Below are 12,728 nucleotides of genomic sequence, written 5' to 3'. Positions count from 1 at the left end.
TGGGGTGATCTCACTGTCCGCCGACGCGTATCCCCAGGTCAAAGCGTTTGTGTCTATCGGATGATAGGAGCCGCCTATGCCGGGTAGGCGTGGGTTTCGGTGGCCTTGACCGAGGCCCAGATCTGCTGGCCGGGGGTCAGGTCGAGGTCGGCGACGGCGGCGGGGGTGATGTCGGCGAAGGCCGCGATCGGCCCGTCGAGGTGGACGCGGACGTTGTCGCCGTGGCGCTCGATGCCGTCGATGCGCGCCTGCCAGAGGTTGCGCGGGCTGCCGTCCGGCCGGGTGCGGTACAGCGCCACGGCGGCGGGCGGGAAGGCGACGAACGCGGCTCCGTCGAGATGCTCGGAGCTGTGCAGGAGCAACTCGCCGACCTTGACCCCGGTTCCGTCGGCCACGCCGCGATACAGGTTGAGCCCGACCAGGCGGGCCACGTAGTCGGTGCGCGGGCGGCGGGCCACCTCGCCGGGGGCGCCCTGCTGGACGATGGCGCCGTGTTCGATGACGATCAGCCGGTCGGCCAGCACCATGGCGTCGAGGGGGTCGTGGGTGACCAGGACGGTGACGCCGTCGAAGTCGGCCAGCTGGCGGCGCAACTCGGAGCGGATCTCCAGCCGGGTGTGCGCGTCCAGCGCGGCGAGCGGCTCATCCAGCAACAGCAGTCGCGGTCGTACGGCCAGCGCGCGGGCCAGCGCCACCCGCTGCGCCTGCCCGCCGGACAGTTGGCGGGGCTTGGCGGCAGCGTGCCCGGCCAGGCCGACACGCTCGAGGAGGGCGGCAGCCGTACGGCGGGCCTCGGCCTTGGCCACTCCCTGACAGCGCGGGCCGAAGGCGACGTTGTCCAGCGCCGACAGGTGCGGGAAGAGCAGATAGTCCTGGAAGACCATGCCGATCGGCCGTTGCTCGGCGGCCAGCACGTGCAGTGGCTGACCGTCCAGGCTGATCTGCCCCTCGGACATGGCGGTCAGCCCGGCCAGGGCGCGCAGCGCGGTGGTCTTGCCCGCGCCGTTCGGGCCGAGCAGCGCGACCACCTCGCCCGGCGCGACTTCCAAGGTGAGGTCCAGCCGGAAAGCGGGCCGGGTGACGATCAGGCGGCCCCGCAGACTCATGGCGCGCTCACCCACCGATCCCGCAGGCTGGCCAGGACGATGACGGAGACGGCCAGCAGGACCAGGCTGAGCACGATCGCCGCCTCCGGCTCGGTCTCCAGGGCCAAATAGACGGCCAGCGGCATGGTGCGGGTGGTGCCGGGGAAGTTGCCCGCGAACGTGATCGTGGCGCCGAACTCTCCCAGCGCCCGCGCCCAGCACAGCACCGCGCCGGCCACGACCCCGGGCATGATGAGCGGCAGCGTCACCCGCCGGAAGATCGTCCAGCGGGAGGCGCCGAGGGTGGCGGCGGCTTCCTCGAAGCGCTGGTCGGCGCCGCGCAGCGCGCCCTCGACACTGATGACCAGGAACGGCATCGCGACGAACGCCTCGGCGATGATCACCCCCGCGGTGGTGAACGGCAACGTGATCCCGAAGGTGGCCTCCAGCCACTGCCCGACCAGCCCGCGCCGCCCGAGCACGAGCAGCAGCGCGACGCCGCCGACCACCGGCGGCAGCACCAGCGGCACGGTCACCAGCGCCCGGACCAGCCGCCGTCCGGGGAAGTCCACCCGGGCCAGCAGCCAGGCCAGCGGTACGCCGAGCAGCAGGCACACCGCCGTGGCCACGGTGGCGCACACCAGCGACAGCCGCAGCGCCTCCAGCACGTGCGGCTCGGCCAGCCGCGCCAGGAGCGTGGGCCAGGGGGCGCGGATCAGCAGCCCGGCCAGCGGCAGCACCAGGAACACCAGCCCCAGCACCGCGGGCAACACCAGCATCCAGGGCAGCCGCCCGGAGGCCGCACGGCCCGCGGGCCGACGCCCGGTGAGCCCGCGACGCGGGCCCTCCGGGTCAAACCGCTCCGGCGCAGAAGAGCTCATCGGCGGCTCAGGGGGCCTCGAAGCCGGCCTTGGTCAGCACGTCCTTGCCCTGCTGCGACAGCACCAGGTCCACGAACTGCTGGGCCGCCGCACCGGCCGGGGCCTTCGCCAGGGTGGCGATGGGGTAGTCGTTGATCGCCTGGTCCGCCTCCGGGAACTCGATGCCCCGCACCTTGCCCGCCGAGGCGATCACGTCGGTCTTGTAGACCAGCGCCGCGTCCACCTCGCCCAGCTCCACCTTGGTCAGCGTGGCCTTGACGTCCTGCTCCAGGGTGACCGGCGTGACCTTCAGCCCGGCCGCGTCCAGCGCCTTGACCGCCGCCGCGCCGCACGGCACCTGCTCGGCGCAGAGCGCCACCTTCACCTTGGTGTCGGTCAGGTCCTTCAGATCGTCCACCTTGGCCGGGTTGTCGGCCGGCACGGCGATCTGCAGCTTGTTGCGTACGAACGTGCTCGGCGAGCTTGCCGGCGACGCGTCGCTGACCGTCTTCATGGTGGCCGGACTGGCAGCGGCGAACACGTCCGCCGGAGCGCCCTCGACGATCTGCTGGGCCAGGGTCGCGCTGGAGCCGAAGTTGAACCGCACCGTCGTACCAGGATGCGCGGCCTCGAAAACCTTGCCGAGTTCGGTGAACGTCCCGGTCAGCGACGCCGCGGCGAACACGGTCACCTCCTTGGCCTCGCCACCGGCGGAAGCCGACGCCGAGGTCGAGGACGTGGCCGGTGCACCGGAGCCGCACCCGGTCAGGCCCGCCAGCGCGAGTGCGACGGGCAGGGCGATCGCCCAGCGGGGAAGACGCCTGAACACCAAAGGGGCTCCTCACACGTGACCGGCCACGCGTTCATGACCGGGAATCTCCACGACGACGTTGGTGGACTTGATCACGGCGACCGCCACCACCCCCGCCTCCAGGCCCAGCTCATCGGCGGCCTGGCGGCTCATCAGCGACACCACCCGAAACGGCCCCGCGGCGATCTCCACCTGTGCCATCACCGCATCACGGATCACCTCGGTGACGATCCCGCGAAAGCGGTTACGCGCCGAGGTGCGACCACCGCTGTCGGTCTCCTCGATCTGCGAGCGGGCGAACGCGGCCAGATCGGCGCCGTTCACCCGCCGGTGGCCGTGCTCGTCCCGCTCGGCCCCCAGCCGGCCCGCGTCCACCCACCGGCGGACGGTGTCCGAGCTGACCCCGAGCAGCGCTGCGGCCTCACTGATCCGAAACGTCGTCACAACACCTCACCTTACCTCTCGCACATTCCACCCTGAAGCCCTGCCTTCGACCGCACCAGCGGCAAGATCCACGGCTCAGACATGGCATCCACAAGATCGGAGAGCGCCCTCACGAGCACTGCGCGACTGCGTAGTCAGCCCCAGCACACGGCGACATCAAGGGCGCCGGCTCCGAGGCACCTCATCCGCCCGCAGTGTCCTCCGCCTCCCAGCGCAGCAGGTCGCCCGGCTGGCACTCCAGTGCCTCGCAGAGCATGGCGAGCGTCGTGAAGCGCACCGCCTTGGCGCGGCCGTTCTTGAGCACCGCCAGGTTGGCGGGCGTGATCCCGACACGGCCCGCGAGCTCGCCCACCGACATCTTCCGCTTGGCCAGCATCACGTCGATGTCGACGACGATCGGCATCAGATGACCTCGTCCAACTCGGCCCGCATCCGCCGCGCTTCGACGTCGCGCGCGACGGCCTGGGCGAGCAGCATCCGCAGCACGAGCACGATGAGCGCGACCCCCAGGATGGCCAGCCCGATCCCGCCCATGATGACGGTGACGCCCGGGTCGTCCCGCTGGTCCGGCGCATTGATGGCCGTGACCGTGAACCACAGGAGGGCAGCCGCCACGATCGCGCCGATCACGGCGTCCACGTACCGGAAAGCAGCGTGGGAGAACACGGTGTCCCGTCGCACCATCGTCACCAGCCGCCACACGCTGACCAGAGCGACCTGGCCCGCCACCATGCCCAGGATCGTGATCACACGCAACGGCGTCAGCGGGAGCGACCCGGCCTCCGGGTCGCTCCCACTGACCAACACCCACACCATCAATGCCTGTACGAACACGGTGCCGGCGAACACCACCGCGAGCACAACGCGAAGCGCACGCACTGCCAGCTCCCCATGCCCCCTCCTCCCATCGAATGACGATGAAAATCTATCGAATTTCGATAGGTGCAGCAAGAGCGGGAGCGGAGGGTCGGTGGTTTCGCACCGTGGCGATCCTGTATGTCGTCAGGGGCGTTCTTCCTGCGGCTGAGCTGATGGCGGCCAGGTTCGCCGCCATCCGGTGACGATCAGCGTGACCAGCCCGAGCAAGGGCAACGAGCTGATCGCCCAGCTGATCCCCATCGGCGGACCCGGTTGCTCCTGTACGGTGATCGCCACATCCCCCGTTCCCGGTCCGCTGGGACCGTTGAGGGCGAATCGCAGTGTCCACCGTCCTTCCTGCGGCAACGCCTGGATGTCCAGGCCCCACACCTTGCGATTGCGCGGGTGGCGGACGAGGTTGTCCTGCTGCCGGCCGCCGTCAGGCGCGATCAAGGTGAGGGTGCCGCTCTTGCCGCCGATGCCGCCCTCGGGAACGAACGTGAAGTCGAGCGACTGCATCGCTTTCACCGGCCAGGTGCTGAAGCCGGCGGTGAGCCGGTACGGTCCAGCCTGCACCTGCTCGCTGTGGACGACCTTCACCGGCTCGTACGGCTGCGCCATGGCCGGTGCACCGGCCATCACGCTGATCAGGCCGATCGCACCGATCAGGCTGAGCAGTGTCAACGCGGTCCTGCGCATGGCGCTACCTCTCTTCCCGCGCCGGGGCGAGCCGCCGCAGCATGTCGCCGAAACGAACGCCGAGGAAACCGGCGGCCACACCTGCCGCCAGAGCGCCGGCCACCGTGACGACCAGGCCGAGAATCGCTCCGGCGGTCATGTCCACGGCGGTCGAGTCGGTGCCCGGAGGGGCGCCCAGGAACAGGGCTGCCTGCAGAGGCGTCGTAGCCGTGACGATAAAGCCTCCTATTCCACCTGCTATAAGGCCATAGCGGACGACGGACCGGTCCTTGCGCCGGGCGCGGGCCAGCAGCAGCTCCACGACGCCGGCGGCCAGCAGCAGGCACATCGGCATCATCGCCGGCATCACCGGCACGCCGGTGACGTAGTCGCGCATGGGCAGGTCGATCGAGTCCGCGTAGACCCGGGTGGCCCACGGAGAGAACCACCAGTAGAACGCCTGGAGCACGGCCAATACCCCGGCGACGCCGAACGCGCCGCCCCGCCGGTCGTACAGCCGGGCACCCATCACCACGGTCAGCACCGACATGAAAGTCAGCCCGATCGTCGGAAGGTCGACCACGCCGCCGCCGAAGGTGCTCAGCCCGCTGGTGGTCGCCGTGCTGAATCCGAGGAGTACGGCGAGCCCGACGACCGCGGTGACCGCACCCCACCTTTGGTCTCGGGCCGCCGAGGACACCATCACGGCGCCGGCCATCGTCAGCGTGATGGAGAGCAGGAACCCCATGTGCGGCGGTGATTCCAGCACCGCGTCGAATCCGTACAGCCCGTGCCACCACTGATCCCATAAACCGTAGATCAGGAACAACGCGGCGCCGACCCCCGAGACCAGATAGCCGACCGGAGCGGTGAACGTACGACCGAACACGCCGACGGCGTGGCCGCCGATGACCGGGTCCACCGGGCGTCCGCCCCGTTCCGCGGCGGTGGCCGCCAGCACCACGACCAGGCTCGTCACTCCGGCCACGGCGCTGCCCGCGTACAGCAGGAGGTGCGGCAGCGTGAAGAAGGTGTCGGGTCCGACGTCGTAGTGCCACTGGATGTCCCAGACCAGCCCGGTCAGCGACAGCAGCGTTCCGCTGAGCAAGGCACCGGCTGAGGGCAGTCCTTTCGATGTGGTCCTGGCCGTCCCGTCCGTTCGAGCGGACGGCGCGGTGATGTCCATGTCTTTTCCTTTCACTTGACCATCAGGGGGAAAACGCCCTGTTCGACGCCGTGCGCGCCGTGCAGCGTGACGGTGATCCGCCACATGCCGGACATCGGCAACACCGCGTTCTCCGCGCGGTAACGGCCCGGCGCGAGCTGGGCGGCTGTGACAGGCGGGTAGGCGTGGCCCATATGGGGCATCACGGGTTGAAGGGTGATCTCGTCCATGGCGGACGGTGCGCCGTCTCGGTCCTTGATCTCAAGGTCGAACGTGTTGGCGCCGGCGCGCGGCCGGTTCGTGACCAGATGCACGGTGTACGAGGCGGTTGAGGTCTTCAGCGTGGTGGCGCTGTCCGTGTCCTTCCGCCAGGGTTGCATCACCAGCAGAACCCCCGCCAGCAACAACACCACCGCTGCCGCGAAGCCGGTTCGCGTGTTCATGGTGACGCCTTTCCGGGCTCGGGTACGTTCACGCTCGCGGGCACGGTGCGCACCGAGTAGCCGCGCTCGGCCTGGATCCACACGAGGTATCGGCCGGGCAGCGGGAAGGTGTAGGTGAACGGCACGTCGGGGCCGAACGCGGCGACGCTCTCGTCCGGCTGGTTCCGCGTACTCGGGAGCATCGAGTGGACGTGAGCCCAGATCGGCGCATCCGCGACCGCGCCGGTGACGGGCCCCACCACGATCATGTGGCCGGCCATCCCCAGCCAGGGCTGCAGGTCCTGCGTGCCGAATCTCGCGGTGAGGGTGCTGGGCGACCCGGCGGGCGCGATGCGGCGATCCACGGTGTCGTTCTGCGTGGCCGGCGCCACACCCCCTGCGGCGTCGAGGATGATCGAAGTCCGGAGCAGTTGCCTGCCGCCACCCCGCCGGGCGATCTCCGCCGCCACCGCGTAGCGACCCGTCTCCGGGGCGGCGAACGTGACCCGGTAGTCACCGGGCCCCGCCCGGACCGGGTGCAGGTGCCACAGCCTCCCCGCCGGCGACACGACCGCCAGGTGCACGAACGCGGCGTCGTGCACCAGCAGATCGTCGGCCGGGTGTCCTGTCGACGAGTCGGTCAGCGCCAGTCGCAGGTCCCCGTCACGCAGGTCCGACACCACATTCACCGGCGGCCGTGAGGTGTCCGCCGTGGGCGACGGCGCGACGGCGTAGGGGGCGGCGATGTTGTCGGCGGTGGGGTCCAGCTCTGCACCCGGCGGCGGCAGCGGCGGCACGCTCCACGAGAGCACCACCGCCGTCACCGCCACGGCCAGCGCCGCCACCGTGCCCGCCGCGGGTACCAGCGCGGCGGCGGCACGCAGGCGGACCGCGACCACCAGCGTCACCATCATCAGCAGACCCGCGCCGACGAAGCCCCCGTACGCCGCGTTCTGCCACGGCGACATCACCCGGGCGGGCACGACGAAGGGGATCGTCGCGACCCGCATGCCGTCGTCGATCGCCAGCTCCCACAGGCCGGCTCCCGACACCGCGAGTGCGCCGGCGCGGTGGAAGCCCGGCTGCGCGCCGAGTCGCACGGTCGTCGCGCCGGTCTGTTCGCCGTCCTGGCTCAGCCGCAGCGCCAGTTCACCGGGCGGGTCGCCCGCGTGGGAGACCACGTCGACGTACACCGGCCCGGGCACCGGCTCCACCCGGCGGATCACCACCGTCAGCTCGCGGTCGCCGAGGGTCTGCGCGACATGGATGTCACCGCCGTCGAACGCTCCGTCGGCGAACGCGGGAACCGCCGTGGTCCAGGGAAATGCGAGAGCGCCCAGGAACACCAGCACCGCCTTCAGCAAGCGCCCCCGCCGTCTCCGGCCATGCCGGCCGAGGAACACGCCGGCGAACAGCCCGGTGAGTCCACCGCCGATCACCGACACCGATGTCAACATGACCACCCCCTCGATCGATACACTGTATTGCACAATACGCTGTATCGCATAGTAGTGGTGTATCGTTGGCCTGACGTACAGATGGACGGAAGACGAGGGCGATGACGGCAGGACGGGATACCACCGACGACGAGCCGACGCTTGTCTGGGAGCGGCCGGAGCCCCCACACCGACCGGCGCCGAGCCCGCTGGACAGAGACCGGATCGTCCGCGCCGCCATCGAACTCGCCGACGCCGACGGCCTCGGCGCGGTTTCCTTGCGCAAAGTCGCCACCGCGCTCGACGCCGGCCCCATGCGGCTGTACGGCTACCTGTCCACCAAGGACGAGCTACTGGACCTGATGGTCGACATGGTGTACGGCGAAATCACCTCATCAGCACCGGTAGGCGATGACTGGCGAGCGACCCTGCGCTCCCTCGCGCACCGCACCGCACAGGCCGCCCGCCGCCACGAGTGGTTCGCCGACCTACTCGGCGGCCGGCCGCACATCGGCCCCAACGCGCTGGCATACATGGAGGCTTCGTTCGCCGCCCTCGACAGGGCCCCCGGCTTCGCCGGCATCGACGCCGTGATGCAGGCCGTCAGCGCGGTGAACGCCTACGTCATCGGCGCCGTTCGAAGCCAAACCAGCGAACAGCGCGCCGAACGCGCCACCGGCTCGGACAAACAACAGTGGCAGACGGCGTACGGCCCGTACATGAGCCGCATGCTGGCCACCGGCCGCTATCCGACACTGGTCAAAATCTTCCAGGACGCCACCCACCCCGACGCCGACACCACCTTCGACGCAGGCCTCGACTACATCCTCGACGGCATCGCCACCCACCTGTCCCCCTGACCGCAACCCCACCCACCCTTCCTCACAGACCGAATACCGCCGCTGCCGCACCACGCTGTGTTAGACCACCTGCAGAGCCGGGGATCTGATGCGGCTGAAGGAGCGCGTACAGGCAGAGGCTGTGACGATCTCAGCAGACGGCTGGAGTCCGGCACCGGGAGCAGCGCGATCGGCGTTGCCACCGGACGATGATCTCCGTCTGGATTGTCGCCCGGGCCCGCTAGGGTCTCGATCCACCAGCACATGATCACGTTGGAGGGGCCATGGCCGGACTGCTTCGAGGTGTCGAGGACGAGGTGCCGATCTCGTACGGCCTCTTCGACCTTCGCGACGGATCCGGGCTCGGCAGGGAGGCCGAGGAGGAAGAGGCCGGCTCGTTGCTGGCCGGGCCGGGCGCGATCGCCCTCGGGCAGCTAAGGATCAAGAGCCAAGCGTGGGCGCGTACGGCGCGTGTCCGGATGGAGGCATGGGACGCCGAGCCTCCCGCGCCCGGCGAGCCCTGGGCAGAGGCCGGGCAGGTCATCTACCTCAGCCCGGGCGGCACGGTGCTGCTGTGCAGCCTCTCGTACAGCCCTTCGGGGCAGGCCCTGCTGCTGGGGCCGCCGTTCTTCGCCTACGGTGTGCGTGCCTACATCGGCCCCGTACGCACCCAGCCGGCCGACTACGACGAGAACGTGAGCGAGGCCGTCGAAGAGGCGTGGCTGCTGAGGTTCTGGCCGCTTGCCGATACCGCCGGCCCGGTTCTGCGCGCGGAAACGGAGAGGACCGGGTGGGATCCCGAGAGGATGCGTGACGTTCTCCCGCCGGCCCCTGACACCATGATGGTCAGGCCGGACCTGTGGCCCGCACTGCTTCCCTCAGCCGGGTCCGAGCCACCGCTCCGGCTTGCCCCTTCCGCTCCACCGGAGCGCGTTTCGCATGACGAGTTCACCAGCTACCCGTTCATCCCTCAGGAGACGGCTGACGCTTGGCGACGCATCGAGGAGACACTGGGCGACCTGCGTATCGACATGCTCGGCAACCTGCCCAGCAAGATCAAATCCTGGCCGCAGTCGGAGCTCGATCGGTACGCCGTGCAGTTGCGGGTGAGCATGCGCATCGGCAAGGAGCTGAACCCGCACGACGCACCCACCTGCCGGCTGGATCCCGCCAGCGTCCGCACTGTCCTGCTCGGGCCCGCTCCCGGGGTCAGCGGCCGCGCCTGGACATATGGCGAGGACGAGAACGACCACGCCGAGGTGTTCTCGGTCGACCGGCAGGTCATCGCCCGCGACCGCATCCGCCGACTCACGTTGCTGACCGGGATCGTCACCATCCTGCGGCACGAGAACGAGCTCGTCGAAGTCCGTGCGGCGACCGAGATGGAGGCGGCCCGGGTGCTCATGGTCGAAGGGATGCGGGGCTGACCGTGCCGAGGGCGTCAGTGGTGGCGACCCGAACGAGACGAAGAGCGAACGTGCCCGCCTGGAAGGCGAACTCAAGGCAGCCCCGGCCGCGCAGCGCATCAGCGTCGTGGAGATCGGATCGATGATCGAGGAGGTCGGCGATCTGGTGCGGCTGGTAGGTGAGCGGATCCGACGACAAGGCCGATCTCTCCACCCAGCTCGAGTTGAAGCTCACGTACTGCCCAGGAAAGCAGTATGTGGAGGCCCGGATTACTCCGGAACCTCCACATGTGCGATCGGTGTGTGTCCGAGGACTGAGCGCCACCGGATGCACATGGCCTGCTGATGTTCCTGGCCTGACATGCCGGATTTACGTAATGTGACCTGTCACCGCCCAGTTGAACAACCGGGGCATGCACAACGAATGTCACGGCCGGGGCCCACGGGACGGCCGCCTGCGAGTGCCGAAGGCGACGGGTTCACACCAGGCGTTCCGGCCGGGCGACGCGAGTCGCGCCTACGCAGAGGGAGAGCGGACGCGCCGCACGGGGGCAAGAGCGACGGCCAGCAGGTTCACCTTCCTGCTGGCCCCGGCTACGAGCAGGCCCGCTCCGTTATCGCCGCCGTTGGCCGGCTACCGGGAACTCGCCTGGGATGCGTGGCTCGACCTGCCGGAGACCGGCGGGTGCTCCTGCGGCCTGGCCGAGTCCCAGCGGATGAGGACGTCCGGTCTCTCGGCAAGCTCACCCAGCCGGTTACCGTTGATGACGTTCTCCATACCGCGTGAGGCTGACGGTCAGGCGCAGGTGTAGCCGGACGGCAGGGCGGTGTCGCCGTTGGGCCTGCTCGCTTGGAAGCCGAAGCTGGTGGTGCCGGCTCCCGGCGCGAGCGTGCCGTTGTGGCTGACGCTTCTGACCGTGACGGTCTGGCCGCTGATGGTGATGGTGGCGTTCCACGAGCCGGTCAGGGTGTGCCCGGCCGGCAGGGTAAAGGTGACGGTCCAGCTGGTGATCGTCGAGGTGCTGGTGTTGGTGATGGTCAGCGGCTGGATCACATACCCGCTCCCCCACTGGGACTGCACGGTCGGGGTGGCCGAGCAGGCACCGGTCGTACCTCCCTGAGTGGTGATCTGGACGGTGTTGGAGACCGGCGAGACGTTACCAGCGGCATCGCGCGCCCGGACCTGGTAGCGGTAGGTGGTGTCCGGGGACAGGCCCGTGTCGGTGAACGAGGTCGTGGCCGAGGTGTCGACCTGGGTGAACGTGCCGCCCATCGCGCCGGGAGCGCGCAGGATCTCATAGCCGGTCACACCGGTGTCGTCAGTGGAGGCCGTCCAGGTCAGGCTGGTGCCGGTTGTGGTGGTGCCCGAGGCGGTGAGCCCGGCCGGGGCGGTCGGCGGCATGGTGTCGCCTCCGGTGGCGGCCGTGGTGAAGGTGGCCGGCGCGGAGTTGCCCGACAGGTTACCCGCGCCGTCACGCGCCCGTACGTACACCTGGTATTGGGTGTTGGCACTCAGCCCGGTCAGGGTGATCGAGGTGGTGGCGGACTGGCCGAGCTGTGGGTCGGTGGCGCCCTGCTCCCGGTAGACGTTGTAGCCGGCCAAGCCGGAGCCGCCCTGGTCGGTGGACGCGGTCCAGGTCAGCGTGGCACTGGCGGCGGTCACGTTGGACGCGACCGGCGTGCCTGGCGTGGTCGGTGGCGTGGTGTCGGTCGGACTGGTGGTCAAACCGAAGAACTCGATGGCGTAGAGGGCCATACCGCTCTGCGGAAGAGCATGCCCGGCGCCCTGGATGCTGTACGCCTCCACCTGCACGGTGCCGGACGGATTGGCGTACCGGCTGCGGTTCCAGCTGGCCTGCGGGGTGTCGGTGCTGGTCGGGGTCTGGCTCAGCCCGAACACATTGGTCCACTGCTCGATCGACTCTCGCAGCAGCGAGTAGGGCACGAGGGTGTCGTTGGTGCCGTGCCACAGCTGCATGCGCGGGCGGGAGCCGGAATATCCGGGGTACGCCTGGCGGACCGCATCGCCCCACTGCTGGGGTGTTCGGTCCATGCTCCCGCCGGTGCACCTGCTGCTTCCGGGCGGGTAGTCGGAGGCGCCGGCGAAGCAGTTGAAGGGCACACCCATGAAGGAGGCCCCTGCCTTGAACATGTCCGGGTAGACGGCGAGCATGTGCTGGGTCATCATGCCGCCGGACGAGCTTCCAGTGGCGTAGACCCGGTTCGGATCTCCCTGATGGTTCCGCTCGACGTAGTCGATCATCGAGGTGATCGAGACCGGATCGCTGCCGCCGCCGCGCTGCTTGGCCGCGTCCGACCAGGTGTCGAAGCAGTTGCCGAACCCTGCCGACTGGGTGGCGGTCGGGTAGATGACGATGAAGCCATATCGATCCGCCAGCGAGGCGAACTCACTGCCCTGGTAGAAGCCGGGACCGGAGCCGCCGCAGCCATGCATCGCAACCACGATCGCCGGCGAGGCCGGGCGCGAGTCCGGCACATAGACGTGCATCCGCATGTTGCCCGGGTTGTTGCCGAAGCTGGTCACCTCCACCAGGGTGGCGGCGACGGCCGGCGATCCGAGTACAACGGTCATGACGGCAAAGAGCGCCGCGGCGCAGGCACTGGCCAGCACCGTGGTCAATCGTCTCATTCGCGCTCCTCCTCTCCATATCCGCGGCGCGCCACGGATAGGTCCGCCGCGTATTGACGTCGGTCGCTGGAAAA

The 12,728-nt window shown here is 69.6% G+C and carries 13 protein-coding genes; 2 read left to right on the top strand and 11 right to left on the bottom strand.

Annotated elements, in window-relative coordinates; translation table 11 throughout:
* Positions 1-74: 74 nt before the first annotated feature.
* The 10 genes from OHA68_RS12390 to OHA68_RS12345 all read right to left on the bottom strand — a co-directional run bounded on the left by OHA68_RS12390 (position 75) and on the right by OHA68_RS12345 (position 7,780).
* On the bottom strand, positions 75-1,106 hold the full coding sequence (locus OHA68_RS12390) for an ABC transporter ATP-binding protein (protein WP_327107764.1): 1,032 nt from the start codon (positions 1,104-1,106) through the stop codon (positions 75-77).
* Positions 1,103-1,966, bottom strand: coding sequence for a molybdate ABC transporter permease subunit (modB, locus tag OHA68_RS12385; RefSeq protein ID WP_407674437.1), 864 nt, complete (start codon positions 1,964-1,966; stop codon positions 1,103-1,105). The genes OHA68_RS12390 and modB overlap by 4 nt, the downstream gene beginning before the upstream one ends.
* A gap of 7 nt (positions 1,967-1,973) precedes the next feature.
* Complete coding sequence (gene modA / locus OHA68_RS12380; RefSeq protein ID WP_327107762.1) at positions 1,974-2,777, bottom strand: molybdate ABC transporter substrate-binding protein; 804 nt, start codon at positions 2,775-2,777, stop codon at positions 1,974-1,976.
* A 9-nt stretch (positions 2,778-2,786) separates the two neighbouring features.
* On the bottom strand, positions 2,787-3,200 hold the full coding sequence (locus OHA68_RS12375; protein ID WP_327107761.1) for a TOBE domain-containing protein: 414 nt from the start codon (positions 3,198-3,200) through the stop codon (positions 2,787-2,789).
* A gap of 181 nt (positions 3,201-3,381) precedes the next feature.
* Entirely contained in the window at positions 3,382-3,603 is a 222-nt protein-coding gene (locus tag OHA68_RS12370) for a helix-turn-helix domain-containing protein (protein ID WP_327107760.1), read from the bottom strand.
* Positions 3,603-4,079 carry a DUF2975 domain-containing protein gene (locus OHA68_RS12365; RefSeq protein WP_327107759.1) on the bottom strand — a complete coding sequence of 159 codons (477 nt, stop codon included), beginning with the start codon at positions 4,077-4,079 and terminating at the stop codon, positions 3,603-3,605. Before OHA68_RS12365 ends, OHA68_RS12370 begins: the two co-directional genes overlap by 1 nt.
* Before the next feature lie 123 nt (positions 4,080-4,202).
* Positions 4,203-4,757 (bottom strand): hypothetical protein, encoded by a 555-nt coding sequence (locus OHA68_RS12360; protein WP_327107758.1) that lies wholly within the window; start codon positions 4,755-4,757, stop codon positions 4,203-4,205.
* 4 nt (positions 4,758-4,761) lie between these two features.
* Positions 4,762-5,922 carry a hypothetical protein gene (locus OHA68_RS12355; protein ID WP_327107757.1) on the bottom strand — a complete coding sequence of 387 codons (1,161 nt, stop codon included), beginning with the start codon at positions 5,920-5,922 and terminating at the stop codon, positions 4,762-4,764.
* Positions 5,923-5,933: 11 nt separating this feature from the next.
* Positions 5,934-6,344: a FixH family protein gene (locus OHA68_RS12350; RefSeq protein WP_327107756.1), complete on the bottom strand. Its 411-nt coding sequence runs from the start codon at positions 6,342-6,344 to the stop codon at positions 5,934-5,936.
* The gene (locus tag OHA68_RS12345) at positions 6,341-7,780 is read right to left on the bottom strand and encodes a hypothetical protein (RefSeq protein ID WP_327107755.1); all 1,440 of its coding nucleotides are present in this window, start codon (positions 7,778-7,780) and stop codon (positions 6,341-6,343) included. The genes OHA68_RS12350 and OHA68_RS12345 overlap by 4 nt, the downstream gene beginning before the upstream one ends.
* 101 nt (positions 7,781-7,881) lie before the next feature.
* Between OHA68_RS12345 and OHA68_RS12340 the strand changes: the two genes are divergently transcribed.
* Positions 7,882-8,619 (top strand): TetR/AcrR family transcriptional regulator, encoded by a 738-nt coding sequence (locus OHA68_RS12340; RefSeq protein ID WP_327107754.1) that lies wholly within the window; start codon positions 7,882-7,884, stop codon positions 8,617-8,619.
* Positions 8,620-8,882: 263 nt separating this feature from the next.
* Entirely contained in the window at positions 8,883-10,025 is a 1,143-nt protein-coding gene (locus tag OHA68_RS12335; protein ID WP_327107753.1) for a hypothetical protein, read from the top strand.
* Positions 10,026-10,800: 775 nt separating this feature from the next.
* On the opposite strand, the gene OHA68_RS12330 is transcribed toward OHA68_RS12335, so the two are convergent.
* Entirely contained in the window at positions 10,801-12,654 is a 1,854-nt protein-coding gene (locus OHA68_RS12330) for an extracellular catalytic domain type 1 short-chain-length polyhydroxyalkanoate depolymerase (protein ID WP_327107752.1), read from the bottom strand.
* Between the last annotated feature and the right edge of the window lie 74 nt (positions 12,655-12,728).

The sequence above is a fragment of the Nonomuraea glycinis genome (assembly GCF_035920485.1).
Lineage (GTDB): Bacteria > Actinomycetota > Actinomycetes > Streptosporangiales > Streptosporangiaceae > Nonomuraea > Nonomuraea glycinis.
The sequence above is the reverse complement of the archived record's forward strand: the minus strand, read 5'-3'. Positions and strand labels throughout refer to the sequence as shown.